This is a genomic window from Pseudomonadales bacterium (genome assembly GCA_024234435.1).
Classification (GTDB): Bacteria; Pseudomonadota; Gammaproteobacteria; order Pseudomonadales; family Porticoccaceae; genus JACKOF01.
The window spans coordinates 1,521,615-1,535,713 of the sequence record JACKOF010000001.1 but is presented as its reverse complement, the minus strand read 5'-3'; the positions used below and the strand labels follow the sequence as shown (position 1 = coordinate 1,535,713).

The window sequence follows — 14,099 nt, the reverse complement described above, 5'->3', positions numbered from 1 at the left end:
TCAGCAGGCATTGTATTAACTCCGGGGTAAGGCTGCTAGCCTGGAAACAGAAAAATGTTAACTCATATCGACCGGGTCTACATCAACGGACCAGCGCACCTTTTTCCCCAGTGGTGTCTGCTCCAGCTGCTGACAAAGTAGTGTCAGCAGCTGCTGTAACCGAGGGCGCGAACTGGCATGGATTGAGAGTTGGCGTCGATAGCGGCCACTTCTTTTTTCCATAGCAGGTGGTAATGGCCCCAAATAACCGAACTGTGGTGAAGGGGGAGCCAGCCGTTCGGCATGTTGGCGCGCCAGCCGCAAGAATTGATCAGCATCTCTGACATCCGGGGCTTCGGAACGAAGCACGCATAAGTACTGGAAAGGCGGCAGCTGTGCCAGCTTTCGCTCGTTGAGTAGTTGATCGGAGAATGCGACATACCCTCGCTGGCTTAATGTTGTTAGCATCGGGTGGTCGCAATAATGGCTTTGCAGGATGACTTTTCCAGGTTTTTCTCCTCTGCCTGCGCGACCAGCTACCTGTGTAATCAGTTGCCCCATTTTTTCCGGCGCTCTGAAGTCCGGACTGAACAGGCCGCCATCGGCATCCAGAATGACGACCAGTGTCACGTTGGGGAAATGGTGCCCCTTGGCCAGCATCTGAGTGCCGACCAAAATACAGGGTTTACCACTATTCATTTTCTCCACCATGGACTGCATGGCCGATTTTCGTCGAGTAGTATCGCGATCCACTCTTAATATCGGCGTTTCGGGGAATAATGCTTCAAGAAGAGACTCGCTGCGTTCCGTGCCTTGCCCCAGAAACTGCAATTGGCTGCTCATGCAAGCTGGGCATGCTAGGGGCACCGGTTCCTGATGTTCGCAATGGTGGCATAACAATCGATTACTGCTTTTATGTACGGTTAATCGGGCACTGCAGCGATGACAATCGGCTATCCAGCCGCAGTTATGGCAGTTGAGTGTGGGCGCAAAACCTCTGCGATTGAGAAATACCAGAACCTGGTTACCCTGGGCTAGCTCATCTTCCATGGCGTTGATGAGTGTGGCCGAGAAGCCGGTTTTCAGTTGGCTTTGTCGCAGATCAACCAGTTGCCATTGTGGTTGGCGTGCGTTGCCTGGTCTGCCAGTGAGGGTGAGTTTGTGATATTTGCCCTGATGGCAGTTGTGCAGGCTTTCCAGTGACGGTGTTGCGGAGCCGAGTAAAAGCGGTGTTTTTTCCCGTTGAGCACGGATTACAGCGATATCGCGAGCTGAGTATCGAAATCCCTCCTGCTGTTTGAAAGAGCTGTCGTGTTCTTCATCGACAATAATCAGACCGGGATTTGCCAAAGGGGTGAATATAGCGGAGCGTGTGCCCAGGACGATCGGAACCCGGCCGGTTCTGGCAGCATTCCATGCCAGTGCCCGCTCTTTATCGGTCAGTCCTGAGTGCATGACAGCGATGGAGCAGTTGAAGCGTTGTTGAAATCGTTGCAGCGTCTGGGGCGTCAGACTGATCTCAGGGATCAGAACAAGAGCCTGTTTGCCGGTTTCAACTACGGTTTGTATCAGCTGGAGATATACCTCGGTTTTTCCGCTGCCAGTTTCCCCTTGTAACAAGTATGTATTGAAAGTGTTAGTGTTTATGCTGTTAAGTGCCGCAGACTGCTGTCGGGTCAGCTTGTGTGGTGCTTCAGCGAGGATGTTGCTTTTATTCCAATCGGTTACCTCTGTTTCAACCTCAATCGATTCAATCAATTTTTTGTCAGCTACCTGCTTGATAATCTGGCGGGAGATTCCGAGGTTTTTCAGGCCAGCTGTACTGAGTCGTGCGTGTTTTTGCAGGGCATTCAGCAGTTGTTGCTGACGGGGAGCTGTTCTCAATGCAGACTCTGGCAGTCCAAGTCCGATTGTTGTGAGTTGCCAGTGAGTAACCGTTTCTACCGGGACTGGCTCGCCTTTGCGGATCAGTGCGGGCAAACTGGCAGCAAGGGCATCACCAACGGGGTGCTGGTAATATTGGGCAGCCCATAAATGTAAGTTGAACTGCGGTTCGGACAGCAGCGGCTGAAGATCCAGTATTGCCGATATGGGTTTGAGCTTACCCAGCGGTAGTGAACTTTTCTGAACGGTTTTTATGATAATGCCTATAACCTGTCGACGACCAAAAGGGACTTTTACCCTGGTTCCTGGTTTTAGTGCTTGCCTGGCTTCCCCGGGGGGGAGGTAATCAAATAATCGCCGCAGTGGAGAAGGTACGGCAACCTGATAAACAACGGGGCTCGGCATCGGTGCTTTTTATCCTGAAGTATTGAATTGCCTTCGGTTTCTGGTAGTATGCGCGCTCTGTTGAAAGCCCGCATATGGTACCCGGCAAAATACCGACGTTAAATGACCGGGTGGCGGTATGCAAGACTACGAGGCAAAATCCAATGAAAGCTGATATCCACCCTAACTATGGCACTCTGAAAGCTACTTGTAGCTGCGGTAATGTTGTTGAAGTCGGGTCCACCCTGAGTGGTACCATTCACGTCGACGTGTGCTCCAATTGTCACCCTTTTTATACCGGCAAGCAAAAAGTTGTTGATTCGGGTGGTCGTATTGATCGCTTTAACAAGCGTTTTGCTGGTCGATCAGTCAAGAAGTAAGTCGCAAGAAATAATAAGAGGTTACGCCTGACCCAGGGTGTTTTCGCTCTTATATTAAAGGCAATAAAAAATGCGCCAGAGTAAAAGCTTTGAGCGCATTTTTTTGTTCGAACTATTTTTGTTCAATAAGGGTAAAGTTAGCTTTTTTTGCAGTGCAGGCTAACGAATTTTTTGGCTGCGAATTGGTATGTAAAGCAGAGTAGGGTCCGCATATTTTTCCAGATCTTTTAAGTAATGTTTTGCTTCCCTAACTGTTCGGTCATAAGAATCAAAAGGCCCTAACGGATCCCCAGACTCTCTTGTCATAAAATACCATTGATTATTAATCTGTACGATCCGGTCGGTACGAAAGTGCGTTCGGTCGTCCTCGCCCTTTCTTTGGCTCATTGTGCTGTCCTCTACAAACTTTTGCATCCCGCAAAGCCCTAGTTGTCACTCGGTGCTTTTACGCCTGTTCATCTAGGTTAATTTTAGCCTGATTTCAAAGAAAGCCAAGCGAGTTGAGACCACTGATGTCCATAAATTCACCATTAGTCCATATATGGGCTATATTCAGGTGTTCTATTTGCTATAGCGGGTTTGTACCCCGAAAGGATTGTCGCCTTCTTCCATTTTGCGGACGGCCATCTCCGCTTCGAATTTTGCTTCTTCTTTGGTTTCGAAGGGGCCAACGGGCTCAAATGATTCTCGAATCGAGAAGTACCATTTGCCATTGATCAGCTGAAAACGTTCGGTGCGAAAGCGGGTTTTCTGTTCTTCGTTTTGTCTGCAATCCATGCCTTGTCCTTATTGTTTTATTTTTTCCCAGAGTAATGGATTAGGCACACTTAGTCTAATTATCAATGTTTTTTGACAATCTCAACTAAGGTTCTGGTAAGTACCGTTAAATCTTCGTTGCTTGTGATATAGGGTGGCATCACGTATACCAGCTTCCCAAACGGACGTACCCAGATTCCCTTGTCGACACATTGCTTCTGGAACTTGGGCAGGTCGACAGGTTGCGTCATTTCTATTATGCCGATTGCACCGAGTACCCGTATGTCGGCAACATTCGGTAATGATTTTGCTGAAGATAGTTCGTTCTTGAGCAAGGCTGAAATCCGCTGCACCTGTGAATGCCAGTCGTTCTGCAACAGCAACTCTATATTACAGTTGGCAACGGCACAGGCCAGCGGGTTGCCCATAAAGGTTGGGCCGTGCATAAAAACACCAGCCTCGCCATGACAGATCCCGTTACTGATTTTGTCTGTGCACAGTGTTCCGGCCAGGGTCATATAACCGGCGGTCAGAGCCTTGCCAAGGCATAAAATATCCGGTGTAATTTCAGCCCATTCGCAAGCGAAAAACTTACCTGTACGACCAAAGCCAGTGGCAATTTCATCGGCAATCAATAACACGTCGTATTGGTCGCAAAGTGTGCGCACCCGTTTGAGATAGTGAGGGGAATAGAAGCGCATGCCGCCTGTACCCTGTACGATGGGTTCAAGTGTGACTGCCGCAAGTTCGCGATGGTGTCTTTCAATCAGTTGCTTGAAATCAGCAATGCAAGAGTCATCCCAGGTGTCCTCAAACTTGCATGACGGTGCTTCTGCAAACAGGTTTTCTTGTATCACTCCTTTAAACAGGTGGTGCATGCCTGTTATCGGGTCGCAGATGGACATGGCACCAAAAGTGTCTCCGTGATAGCCGTTACGCAGGCTGAGAAAACGGGTTTTTCCCGGTTGTTGCAGAGATTGCCAATACTGAATGGCCATTTTCATGGCCACTTCAACACTGACAGAACCGGAATCACTTAAAAATACCTTGTTTAAGCCTTCAGGGGTAACGTCTACAAGTGTTTTACAAAGTCTTGCTGCCGGTTCGTGAGTGAGGCCACCGAACATAATGTGGCTGAAGTTGTCTATTTGTTGCCGGGCAGCCTGATTCAGTGCCGGGTGATTGTAGCCATGAAGAACCGACCACCAGGAAGCCATGCCATCGATTAACTCACGGCCATCTGCCAGTTGTATGCGAACGCCCTTGGCGCCCACTACCGGATACGCAGGAATTGGCCGGGTAAGAGATGAATAGGGGTGCCATATATGCTCGCGGTCAATGTCGAGAATTTGAGACGTACTCAAGGGTTCCATAGCGCGTTGATTCACAAGTTGAGAAGTTGGCATTGTATGTTAGCCTTCCGGGTGATAACAAAGAAGGCTGACGAACAAATTTATTGTTAGAGTGTGCCAATAAAGCTCTGAGGGGGCGGAAAGTGAAAAAAATATTCGGATTATCGTATGTGTTGATATTGCTTTTCAGTGCGCAGATTCAGGCTGCGCCAAAGTCTGAGTACTGGGCTTTTTGGGATCACAGTGATGAGCAAAGCCACAAACAAATTAATCACTCTGATTGGAATGATATTCTCAAGCGATACTTGGTAACGAACGACCCTTCGGGTATTAATCGTTTTCGCTATGGCGAAGTGAGCAATGCCGATAGTAAAAAACTTGATCGATATATCAAAAAACTCAGCAAGACTGATCCCCGTCAATATAACCGCCGCGAACAAAAAGCTTACTGGTTGAATCTTTATAATGCCTTAACGGTACAGCTGGTTGTTAAACATTACCCGATTGACAGTATTACCGAAATTGGCGGCCTGTTGAGCCGCGGTCCCTGGGACAAAACTCTGGTGAAAGTTGAAGGGAAGGAATTGTCGCTTAACGATATTGAACACCGTATTCTGAGACCCATATGGAAAGATCACAAGATTCACTTTGGTCTGAATTGCGCCAGTGTCAGCTGTCCCAATCTGCAGCCTGTTGCTTTTAGCGGGGCTAACGTACGCAGTCTGTTGAAGAGTGCTGGCAAGGAATACATTAATCACCCTAGAGGCGTTCACCTGAAAAAGGGTGAAATGAAAGTTTCCAGCCTTTTTAATTGGTACAGTAAAGATTTCGCCAAGGATAAAAAGGCCATGATGAAAATGTTTGCCCACTATGCCGATGATCGTCTGGCGCTATATTTGCTCGGTTTCAATGGCAAGATAAAGTATGACTATGACTGGTCATTAAACGATTAGCAGTCAAGCATTTCTGTTGTTAGGGTTAGCCCGTCTAACCCTAACCGGTTGTAAAACCGGATTTAATAATTTACTGATACCTGTGTTATCGATCGGAGTTGTTGCCGTTGAGCAGCCGAGCACCTTGAAGCAAGGTGTTGTCTTCTTCTAGACACTGAGTGTTAGATACATCAGGTCTATTTCTGTACCGGTGCGGGAGCCAGCGCGTCAATCATCAGTCCCTGCCCATCCCGTCGGATTATTGTTTTTATTACCGGTCCCTGATGCACTTCAGCCAGCACCTTGGCTACCATCCCGCAATTCCGATAGGCCTTAACAGCGCTATCCATTTGCGCCGGTGTTACCACCATCCGGCTCATCATATCCTGGCTTGCACGTGTATAGATCCGTTTCATGAAAATAGCTATTTTTTCAACAAGCTCTGTGCGGTATCAGCATGAGCGCTATTCACGTATTATCGCCTCAAGTAATTTGGATTGTGTGAAAAGTTTTCTTGATGGCGGGAAGGAGGCCTGAGGTTTTTAGAACATGGATGTCGATAAATTGGCTGTTGGGCTAATCATTCTGATAAATATTACGCAGGGTTTTGATGATATGGCGTATGAGGTATTTCATACAAGCAGTACTGAAGTTGTTTCCGCCACGGTCAGTTGGCAGGTTTGAATCGTTTAATTAATAGGTCAGAACAGTGATCATGAGGGATATGTGTTGTCATTTTTACGTAAGGTAATAGCTGTATTGTGCTTTGTTTCTGTTGCACACGGGCAGGGGGTAAACGGCTCGGGGGTGGAAGAGGTTCTGGTGTCGGCTCTTCGTATACCGATTGATCAGCAAGTTTTTACTGGCAGTCATTCCTCCCTCAATAGTGAAGAGATAGCATTACTTGGAGCAACCCATATACAGGAAGCCCTGGCACGGATACCTGGTGTTAATCTCCACCACAACAGCGGTCAGGAATATTTGCCTGCAATCCGCTCACCTGTGCTGACGGGTGCCGGAGCCTGTGGCAGTTTTCTGATGGCTGAAGAGGGTATCCCGCTGCGCCCGGCCGGGTTCTGCAACGTTAATGAGTTGTTTGAATCGCACTCTGATGTCGCGGACCGCATTGATGTTATACGCGGTCCGAGTGAAGTGTTGTACGGTTCCAATGCCTTGCACGGGGTGGTGAACGTGATAACGCCAGAGCCAGGATCTTTTGCCAATTCAGCATCTGTAGAGATGAGCAGCGAAGATTATTACCGCACACAATTGCAGGCTGGTAATGAACAATGGGCAGTTTTTTTTACCGGTATTGAAGATCAGGGCTTTCGTGATGACTACAGTGTAGATCAGCAAAAATTAACACTTAAATATCAAGGCCGCACAGACGAATACCGGATCACGGCAGGCATGACCGTGATCAACCTCAATCAGGAGACAGCGGGTTATATCACGGGGGCAAACAGCTACCGGGACAAATCCGTGACCGAGAGCAACCCTAACCCCGAGGCTTACCGTGATGCACAAGCGGTGCGATTATGGACGCGAATCGAAAATGAAGATCCGGGTAATCACTGGGTAGTGACACCCTATGTCCGCTATAGTGACATGGCATTCTTGCAGCACTTTTTGCCGGGCACGCCACTCGAAGAAAATGGCCAGCACAGCGTTGGCTGGCAATCGGCCTATTTTATAGCGGCGAAAAAAAGCCGGTTTGTTATCGGGTTTGACGGCGAGTATGTCGATGGCTGGCTAAAGCAAAGCCAGGATCAGCCGACTGGCGGCTCGGCTTTTCTGCAGGCAACAATTCCGGTGGGTGATCATTATGACTACACCGTTAAAGCGGTCCAGCTGGCGCCGTTTATTCACTGGAATTATCAGCTTACAGAAGATTTATCGCTGTCTTTATCGGCTCGCTATGAGTGGATGCAATACGATTACGATAACCGCATGCTGGACGGACGAACACGAGATGATGGCACCCCCTGCGGTTTTGGTGGTTGCCGGTACAGTCGGCCAGCTGACGGCAAGGATACATTTAATAATTTCAGCCCCAAACTGGGCTTGAACTACCGGATTTCCGACAATCAACGGTTTTTCTTTTCTCTGGCAAGCGGTTTTCGGGCCCCTCAAGCAGTGGAACTTTATCGTTTGCAACGGGATCAGCAGCTAACAGACATTGACTCCGAAAAATTGAACAGTATTGAACTGGGTTATCAGTCTGATAGTGGCAGGCTGAAATACGAAATAGTTGCCTACGCCATGAAGAAGCGTAACCTGATCTATCGTAACAGTGATTTTTTCACGATTGACTCCGGCCGCTCTCGTCATCTTGGGCTGGAATTGTCATTGGCTTATGACTTTTCTGACCAGCTGACCGTGAGTTTGGCGGCTACCCAGGCCAGGCATACCTATGATCACCATGATCCCGATTCAGGTATCGAGAAGGGCGACAATATTGATTCAGCCCCGCATCACTTTGGCAATATGGCGGTGAACTGGACCCCGACCGATGCGCTGAGTTTTGAGATAGAGTGGCAACACGTGGGCTCCTATTACACCGACCCTGAAAATAAACATCGCTACCCAGGTCATGACCTGCTTAATCTTCGGGGGCAGTATCAGTTATCTCCAAATGTTGAACTGAGTGCGCGACTGATTAACGCGACTGATCGCCGCTACGCTGATCGTGCTGATTACACGGCTTTTTCGGGAGAGCGCTATTTCCCCGGTGCGCCCAGGACAGCTTTTTTCGCTATTTCCTATCAATGGTGATGGTGACTTGTTAGCGCCTGCCGCACCGGGACCAGATAGTCAGGGTTGAGCCTATGTTCTTTCTTTGTTGATACTGAAGAAGTCGTGCTTGGTGATAAGCCCAGAGGGTAGATTCGCCTATCTCATACCCGATTCAATCGCTGCGTTATGGGCAGGGTTTTATCAGGTATATTCAAGGTTTTGAGCTGTTGGTCAGAATTGATATCCGTTATGCTCTGCTTTTAGCAAACGGCACCGAAACAACACTATGGCAATGAAATCCGGCACCCTACCTCTGTCGATACTTGATTTAGCGTACGTTCGCAGAGGCTTCACCCCGGCAGAGGCGTTACAAAGCTCTCTCGAATTAGCTCGCCATGCGGAGATTTGCGGATATCACCGTTTTTGGTTGGCTGAACATCATAATATGGTGGGCATTGCCAGTGCGGCAACATCGGTTTTTATCGGTTATATCGCAGGCGGAACGAGCAGTATTCGGGTAGGGGCGGGAGGGGTGATGCTCCCCAACCATTCACCACTGGTGATCGCGGAGCAGTTTGGTACGCTGGAATCCCTTTATCCGGGACGGATTGATCTCGGCCTTGGACGCGCTCCCGGGACGGATGGCATTACCTTGCGGGCGCTGCGGCGCAACGTCAACAGTGCCGATACTTTCCCTCAGGATGTTGTTGAGTTGCAATCCTACTTTAAGCCTGCGCAGCCGGGGCAGCCTGTGCAGGCGGTTCCCGGAGCAGGGCTCCCTGTTCCGCTGTGGATACTGGGTTCAAGTCTGTTTGGTGCCCGGTTAGCAGCTCAGTTGGGTTTGCCTTATGCTTTTGCAGCACATTTTGCCCCAGCAGATTTAATGGCTGCGGTAAAATTGTATCGAGAGAATTTCCAGCCGTCTGAACAGCTCAAAGAACCATACCTCATGGTTGCAGCCAACATAACGGTTGCAGAGACTGAGGAGCGGGCTGCTTATTTGTTTACCTCTACGCAGCAAGCCTATATTGGTATTCTAACGAATCAGCGATCATTGCTGGCCCCGCCAGTAGCGGATATTAATGCGTTGTTGTCACCTCAGATTGAAGCGCATCTCGATCATATGTTGGGCTGTTCCATGGTGGGTACGCCTGAAACTGTAGGGGCACAATTAAGCGATTTTGTGGACAAAACCGGTGCGGATGAAATTATGGCAGTCGCCTCTGTCTATGATCAGAAAGAACGGTTGCGTTCCTTTGAATTGCTGGCCGAAATCGGGCGCGACCTGTAACCGCGACAGGGCGGATCAACATTTTTTGTCGTTACGCACTTGGGTGCACTGTTTAAAAACCGTACAATGCTGCGCCTTTAAAGTTGGCTCATACGCCCTGAAGATTCTCCATGACTGATTTTGATAACAGAAAGCAACGACTGGAATTTAACAAGCTGCAGAAGCGACTGCGTCGTAACGTTGGCAATGCCATTGCTGATTACAATATGATCGAAGACGGTGACAAGGTGATGATTTGTCTGTCTGGCGGCAAGGATTCCTTTTGCATGCTCGATATTTTGCGCAACCTGCAAAAAACGGCGCCAATTTCGTTTCAGATCGTGGCCGTTAATCTTGATCAGAAGCAGCCAGGCTTTCCTGAACATATTCTGCCGGGTTATCTGGAGCAGGAAGGGGTGCCGTTTCATATTCTGGAGAAAGACACTTATAGCGTAGTGACTGAGATTATTCCGGAGGGGAAAACCTATTGCAGCCTCTGTTCGCGGTTGCGCCGTGGAACCTTGTATGGTTTTGCGCAGCAGATTGGCGCAACCAAGATTGCACTGGGCCACCATCGCGACGATATGATTGAAACACTGTTTCTGAATATGTTTTATAACGGCAAACTCAAATCCATGCCGCCCAAATTATTGAGTGATGACCGGCGAAATGTGGTGATTCGACCACTGGCTTATTGCAAAGAAGATGATCTGGCCGATTATGCGCAGCACAAGCAGTTTCCGGTGATTCCCTGTAATCTTTGCGGTTCCCAGGACAACCTGCAAAGGCAGGTAGTGAAAGAAATGTTGTCGGGCTGGGAGCGGCAGAATCCGGGCCGGTTGGAAACCATTTTTGCGGCAATCAAAAATGTGGCACCCTCACAGCTAGCCGATACCGATTTATTTGATTTTTCCAGCCTGTCTATAGAACGCTCTGCCGAGCGCATTGGTATGGTTAACCTGTTTCATGAGGTGCAGGTGCCACAGCATAAAGTGGTTGAGTAGCAGGCAGGTACCGATAGATAGAATACTCAGGCAACCAGCGCTTTTTCGGGTTCTACCAATTCCCGGTAATTGCGAATGAACTGCTTTTCGGTGCCAATAGGCTTGGGATGAAAGTGTCGATACCAGTACCGGGCTATTGCTGTTGTATCGTCTGCTTCAGGCAGCGGCTGTTCACACCGCCGATATACCATCCAGGCGATAGCAGTAGCGTATTTGAGGTTGGTTACCAACTCTGAGTGTGGATCCTTTAAAAAACTGTGTTGCCCGGCAATGCCTCTGACACGGCTGGCAAGTTCAGGGTACTGAATCAGGTACTTGTCCCAAATTGCGCGATGTGTGGTGGCGGTGAGGTGGTAAATACCCCAGCGTTTTCCTTCGTGTAGCGAGATTCCCAGCCCCGATTCCTGCGCAGCCGTTCCCAGCAGCAGGTTCTCAGCTGCTGGGGAATATTCATCTAGATATTTCAGTGTGTCTCTAATGGCCCAGTGACGAAGGTCGTCTGCGGTAAAAAGCATGTCTGGCTCCTGTGTTCCAATATTGTTGGTCAAGTGCGCTTTATTGTTATTTTTTACCCGTATGATGCTGTGGTGACGGCTTTTTTAATATTCTTTTCTTTTTTAACAGGTTACGACTATAAATTCAATAAAACTTTAACAAAAATACTTAACTTGCAATAGCGATTGGTCAGGGCTGGATGTTTTCTGTACAGTTTGCGGTGTTACTTTGCCTTTCGGCGTCTTGCCGGTTACATTATTTGGAGCGTAATGACATAGGCTATGGAAAGGGGATCCGTGGGGTTCAGGAGTGGTGAATGGTAAAAATGGTTTTGCGGCCGCTTATGCTGTTGGCGATTGTTTATTGTCTGGGCGGTTATGTGTACTATCTGGGAACAGGCAAGTTACCGGTACCGGATTTTTCATTTTCGTTGCCCTTTGGTAACGAGAGCCAGAGTCGGCCAGATTTGAGGCGTCTATCGGAAATGCCACCACTAAACAGTGTTGAGCAGGAATATCACCAACAGGAAATATACCAATGGCAGGATGAAAGTGGGGTCTGGCATATTTCCAATCTACCACCTGGCGATACGGGCCCAGAAGAATAAGCGGAAAAGCCGATAGAAGTCAGGCTTCACGAAACCATCGTTTCAGTTTTTCCTCGGTTTTCTTTTTAACATCGCTATCGATATAGGCGGCTAATGTTGTCACGGCGGCGGTAATGGCGGCGATGTCATCTGCATAGCCGCTGACAGGAATGAAATCAGGGATAGCATCGGTAGGCAGGATGAAGTAGGCGAGGGCGCTGAAGACCACTGTTTTTGCCCACTTAGGGGTCTCCTGGCGTTGGCTGGCGTAATAGAGCCAGAGTATTTTTTCTACGGTTTCATGCCCCAGGCGCGTTGCCACGCTTGATAACTTGGCCCATAGCGCATTCGGGGAAAAGGGTTTTGGGTTGTAGGGGGAAAGCTTCATCATCATGCATGCCTGTAGCGTTGTGTAAAAACACTAGACAGTATAGTGATGTTTTTCGGGATGTATGGCAACTTGATCCAGAGTAATAAAGGTTGAGGGCTGTGCTCGTTCTGGCTAATACGGGATTAGACATTACATGCGCGGCATCACTTCAATGCCCAACAGTTCCAGCCCTTTTTCCATAGTATCTGCAGTGAGTTTGCAGATAGCCAGACGGCTATCACGGGTGGTTTCATTAATGCCGCTTTTTAATATCGGGCAATGTTCGTAAAAACTCATGTAAGCGCTGGCCAGTTCATAAAGGTAATGGCAGAGCACGTGAGGGTAGGCGTCGTTAGCAACCTGGTGCAGAATTTCAGGAAACTGTAATAGCGTTATTGCCAGACTCCTTTCCTGCGGTTCGGTAATGGCTGCTATTGTTGTGATTTGCCGGGGGTCAATTCCACTTTTCCTGAAAATACTGGTTACCCGGCTGAATGCATATTGCAGGTAGGGCGCGGTATTGCCCTCGAAACTAAGCATGGCATCCCAGTCAAATACGTAGTCGTTGGTGCGGGTTTTGCTCAAATCGGCGTACTTGACGGCACCAATACCCACTTTTCTGCCAATTTCTGTGATTTCCTCAGCATTGAGGTCCGGATTTTTACTTCGGACCAGTTCGGTGGCACGCTGTGTGGCTTCGTCAAGCAGGTCTGCCAGCTTAACCGTGCCGCCGGTACGCGTTTTAAACGGTTTGCCATCTTTGCCCATCATGGTGCCAAAAGGGTGATGCTCAAGGCTGATATTATCTGTAACGAAATTTGCCTTGCGGGCCAAGGTAAACACCTGTTTCATATGCAATGATTGGCGGGCGTCGATAAAGTAGAGCACCCGGTCGGCATGCAGCTCTGCACTGCGGTAGCGCAAAGCGGCTAAATCTGTGGTGGCGTATAAATACCCGCCACCGGATTTTTGCACGATTACCGGGCTCGGGTGTCCCTTCTTGTCGGCCAGCTCTTCCAGAAAAACCACCTGCGCACCTTCGTCCTCAACTGCCAGATTTTTGGTTTTCAGTGAGCTGACGATGTCTGCCAACTCGTGGTTGTAGGCACTTTCGGCACGGATATCACTGTGGCGTAATGTGACATTCAGATTGGCGTAAATTTCCTCGCTGTGAGCGATCGAAATGTCGATAAATTGTTGCCATAAATTTCGGCAATACTGATCACCTGACTGTAGTTTTACGACGTAATTTCGAGCCTTGTTGGCGAAGTCTTCGTCGTTATCAAAATGTGCTTTGGATTGCTGGTAAAACCTTTCCAGATCGCTAAGTGCCAGGGCTACCTGTTCCCCTTCACTCATTTGCTCTTCCAGTTCAGCGATCAGCATACCGAACTGTGTGCCCCAATCACCCATATGATTTTGACGAATAACCTTGTGCCCCAGTGCTTCCAGTACACGCACTACCGAGTCGCCGATAATGGTGCTGCGAAGGTGTCCAACGTGCATTTCTTTTGCCAGGTTTGGTCCGGAGTAGTCCACGACAACTGTCTGAGTGGGGCAGGCAGGTGTCACGCCCAAGGCTTTACTGGCAACTGTTGAATTTAATTGCTGTGCCAGAAAGCTGTCAGCCAGGTGGATGTTGATAAATCCGGGACCGGCAACTTCCAGTTTTGAGGCAATGCCATCCAGATTCAGATTGTCGAGAATTTTCTGAGCGAGTTCTCTGGGGTTGACTTTCAACTGCTTTGCGGCAGCCATTGCTCCATTGGCCTGAAAATCTCCGAAGCCCTGTCGGGTGCTGATGGTTACGTGTGCCTCACAGCTTTCAGGGATATCAGCCGCTGCCATTGCTGTCAGTAACTTCTCATTTAACAGGGTTTTAATGCTCATGGGGTACCGTATGGGCTTTAATCAAAATAGTCAGGTTGGTTTTTAAACTAAGTGGTCGTGTTGGCAGGTCGAGAAGCGATT

13 protein-coding genes are annotated in these 14,099 nt (G+C 48.7%); 6 read left to right on the top strand and 7 right to left on the bottom strand.

Annotated features, from left to right (window positions below):
• Window positions 1-57: 57 nt before the first annotated feature.
• The gene (locus H7A02_07145; protein ID MCP5172020.1) at window positions 58-2,268 is read right to left on the bottom strand and encodes a primosomal protein N'; all 2,211 of its coding nucleotides are present in this window, start codon (window positions 2,266-2,268) and stop codon (window positions 58-60) included.
• A 143-nt stretch (window positions 2,269-2,411) separates the two neighbouring features.
• On the opposite strand from H7A02_07145, the gene rpmE reads away from it, so the two are divergent.
• Complete coding sequence (gene rpmE, locus H7A02_07140; protein MCP5172019.1) at window positions 2,412-2,627, top strand: 50S ribosomal protein L31; 216 nt, start codon at window positions 2,412-2,414, stop codon at window positions 2,625-2,627.
• A 561-nt stretch (window positions 2,628-3,188) separates the two neighbouring features.
• Here the strand turns inward: rpmE and H7A02_07135 are convergent.
• Window positions 3,189-3,404: a hypothetical protein gene (locus tag H7A02_07135; GenBank protein MCP5172018.1), complete on the bottom strand. Its 216-nt coding sequence runs from the start codon at window positions 3,402-3,404 to the stop codon at window positions 3,189-3,191.
• A gap of 62 nt (window positions 3,405-3,466) precedes the next feature.
• Entirely contained in the window at window positions 3,467-4,756 is a 1,290-nt protein-coding gene (gene bioA / locus H7A02_07130) for an adenosylmethionine--8-amino-7-oxononanoate transaminase (GenBank protein MCP5172017.1), read from the bottom strand.
• 122 nt (window positions 4,757-4,878) lie between these two features.
• Here bioA and H7A02_07125 point away from each other — a divergent pair, with 122 nt between their 5' ends.
• On the top strand, window positions 4,879-5,688 hold the full coding sequence (locus H7A02_07125) for a DUF547 domain-containing protein (protein MCP5172016.1): 810 nt from the start codon (window positions 4,879-4,881) through the stop codon (window positions 5,686-5,688).
• Between the two features lie 176 nt (window positions 5,689-5,864).
• Here the strand turns inward: H7A02_07125 and H7A02_07120 are convergent, their stop codons facing one another.
• Window positions 5,865-6,083, bottom strand: a complete 219-nt coding sequence (locus H7A02_07120) for a hypothetical protein (protein MCP5172015.1) — start codon at window positions 6,081-6,083, stop codon at window positions 5,865-5,867.
• A 313-nt stretch (window positions 6,084-6,396) separates the two neighbouring features.
• On the opposite strand from H7A02_07120, the gene H7A02_07115 reads away from it, so the two are divergent.
• The 3 genes from H7A02_07115 to ttcA all read left to right on the top strand — a co-directional run bounded on the left by H7A02_07115 (window position 6,397) and on the right by ttcA (window position 10,677).
• On the top strand, window positions 6,397-8,442 hold the full coding sequence (locus H7A02_07115; GenBank protein ID MCP5172014.1) for a TonB-dependent receptor: 2,046 nt from the start codon (window positions 6,397-6,399) through the stop codon (window positions 8,440-8,442).
• A 247-nt stretch (window positions 8,443-8,689) separates the two neighbouring features.
• Entirely contained in the window at window positions 8,690-9,694 is a 1,005-nt protein-coding gene (locus H7A02_07110; GenBank protein ID MCP5172013.1) for an LLM class flavin-dependent oxidoreductase, read from the top strand.
• A 110-nt stretch (window positions 9,695-9,804) separates the two neighbouring features.
• Window positions 9,805-10,677, top strand: coding sequence for a tRNA 2-thiocytidine(32) synthetase TtcA (gene ttcA, locus H7A02_07105; GenBank protein MCP5172012.1), 873 nt, complete (start codon window positions 9,805-9,807; stop codon window positions 10,675-10,677).
• Window positions 10,678-10,703: 26 nt separating this feature from the next.
• Here the strand turns inward: ttcA and H7A02_07100 are convergent, their stop codons facing one another.
• Window positions 10,704-11,192: a hypothetical protein gene (locus H7A02_07100; protein ID MCP5172011.1), complete on the bottom strand. Its 489-nt coding sequence runs from the start codon at window positions 11,190-11,192 to the stop codon at window positions 10,704-10,706.
• A 296-nt stretch (window positions 11,193-11,488) separates the two neighbouring features.
• Here H7A02_07100 and H7A02_07095 point away from each other — a divergent pair, with 296 nt between their 5' ends.
• Window positions 11,489-11,779: a DUF4124 domain-containing protein gene (locus H7A02_07095; protein ID MCP5172010.1), complete on the top strand. Its 291-nt coding sequence runs from the start codon at window positions 11,489-11,491 to the stop codon at window positions 11,777-11,779.
• Between the two features lie 19 nt (window positions 11,780-11,798).
• On the opposite strand, the gene H7A02_07090 is transcribed toward H7A02_07095, so the two are convergent.
• Window positions 11,799-12,146 (bottom strand): DUF1232 domain-containing protein, encoded by a 348-nt coding sequence (locus H7A02_07090; protein ID MCP5172009.1) that lies wholly within the window; start codon window positions 12,144-12,146, stop codon window positions 11,799-11,801.
• Window positions 12,147-12,278: 132 nt separating this feature from the next.
• Window positions 12,279-14,018, bottom strand: coding sequence for an arginine--tRNA ligase (gene argS, locus H7A02_07085; protein ID MCP5172008.1), 1,740 nt, complete (start codon window positions 14,016-14,018; stop codon window positions 12,279-12,281).
• Between the last annotated feature and the right edge of the window lie 81 nt (window positions 14,019-14,099).

Coding starts and splice junctions, on each gene's coding strand:
- rpmE (MCP5172019.1), top strand. CDS start 2,412: ATGAAAGCTGATATCCACCCTAACTATGGCACTCTGAAAGCTACTTGT.
- H7A02_07135 (MCP5172018.1), bottom strand. CDS start 3,404: ATGGATTGCAGACAAAACGAAGAACAGAAAACCCGCTTTCGCACCGAA.
- H7A02_07100 (MCP5172011.1), bottom strand. CDS start 11,192: ATGCTTTTTACCGCAGACGACCTTCGTCACTGGGCCATTAGAGACACA.
- H7A02_07090 (MCP5172009.1), bottom strand. CDS start 12,146: ATGAAGCTTTCCCCCTACAACCCAAAACCCTTTTCCCCGAATGCGCTA.
- H7A02_07095 (MCP5172010.1), top strand. CDS start 11,489: ATGGTAAAAATGGTTTTGCGGCCGCTTATGCTGTTGGCGATTGTTTAT.
- ttcA (MCP5172012.1), top strand. CDS start 9,805: ATGACTGATTTTGATAACAGAAAGCAACGACTGGAATTTAACAAGCTG.
- argS (MCP5172008.1), bottom strand. CDS start 14,018: ATGAGCATTAAAACCCTGTTAAATGAGAAGTTACTGACAGCAATGGCA.
- H7A02_07120 (MCP5172015.1), bottom strand. CDS start 6,083: ATGAAACGGATCTATACACGTGCAAGCCAGGATATGATGAGCCGGATG.
- bioA (MCP5172017.1), bottom strand. CDS start 4,756: ATGGAACCCTTGAGTACGTCTCAAATTCTCGACATTGACCGCGAGCAT.
- H7A02_07145 (MCP5172020.1), bottom strand. CDS start 2,268: ATGCCGAGCCCCGTTGTTTATCAGGTTGCCGTACCTTCTCCACTGCGG.
- H7A02_07110 (MCP5172013.1), top strand. CDS start 8,690: ATGGCAATGAAATCCGGCACCCTACCTCTGTCGATACTTGATTTAGCG.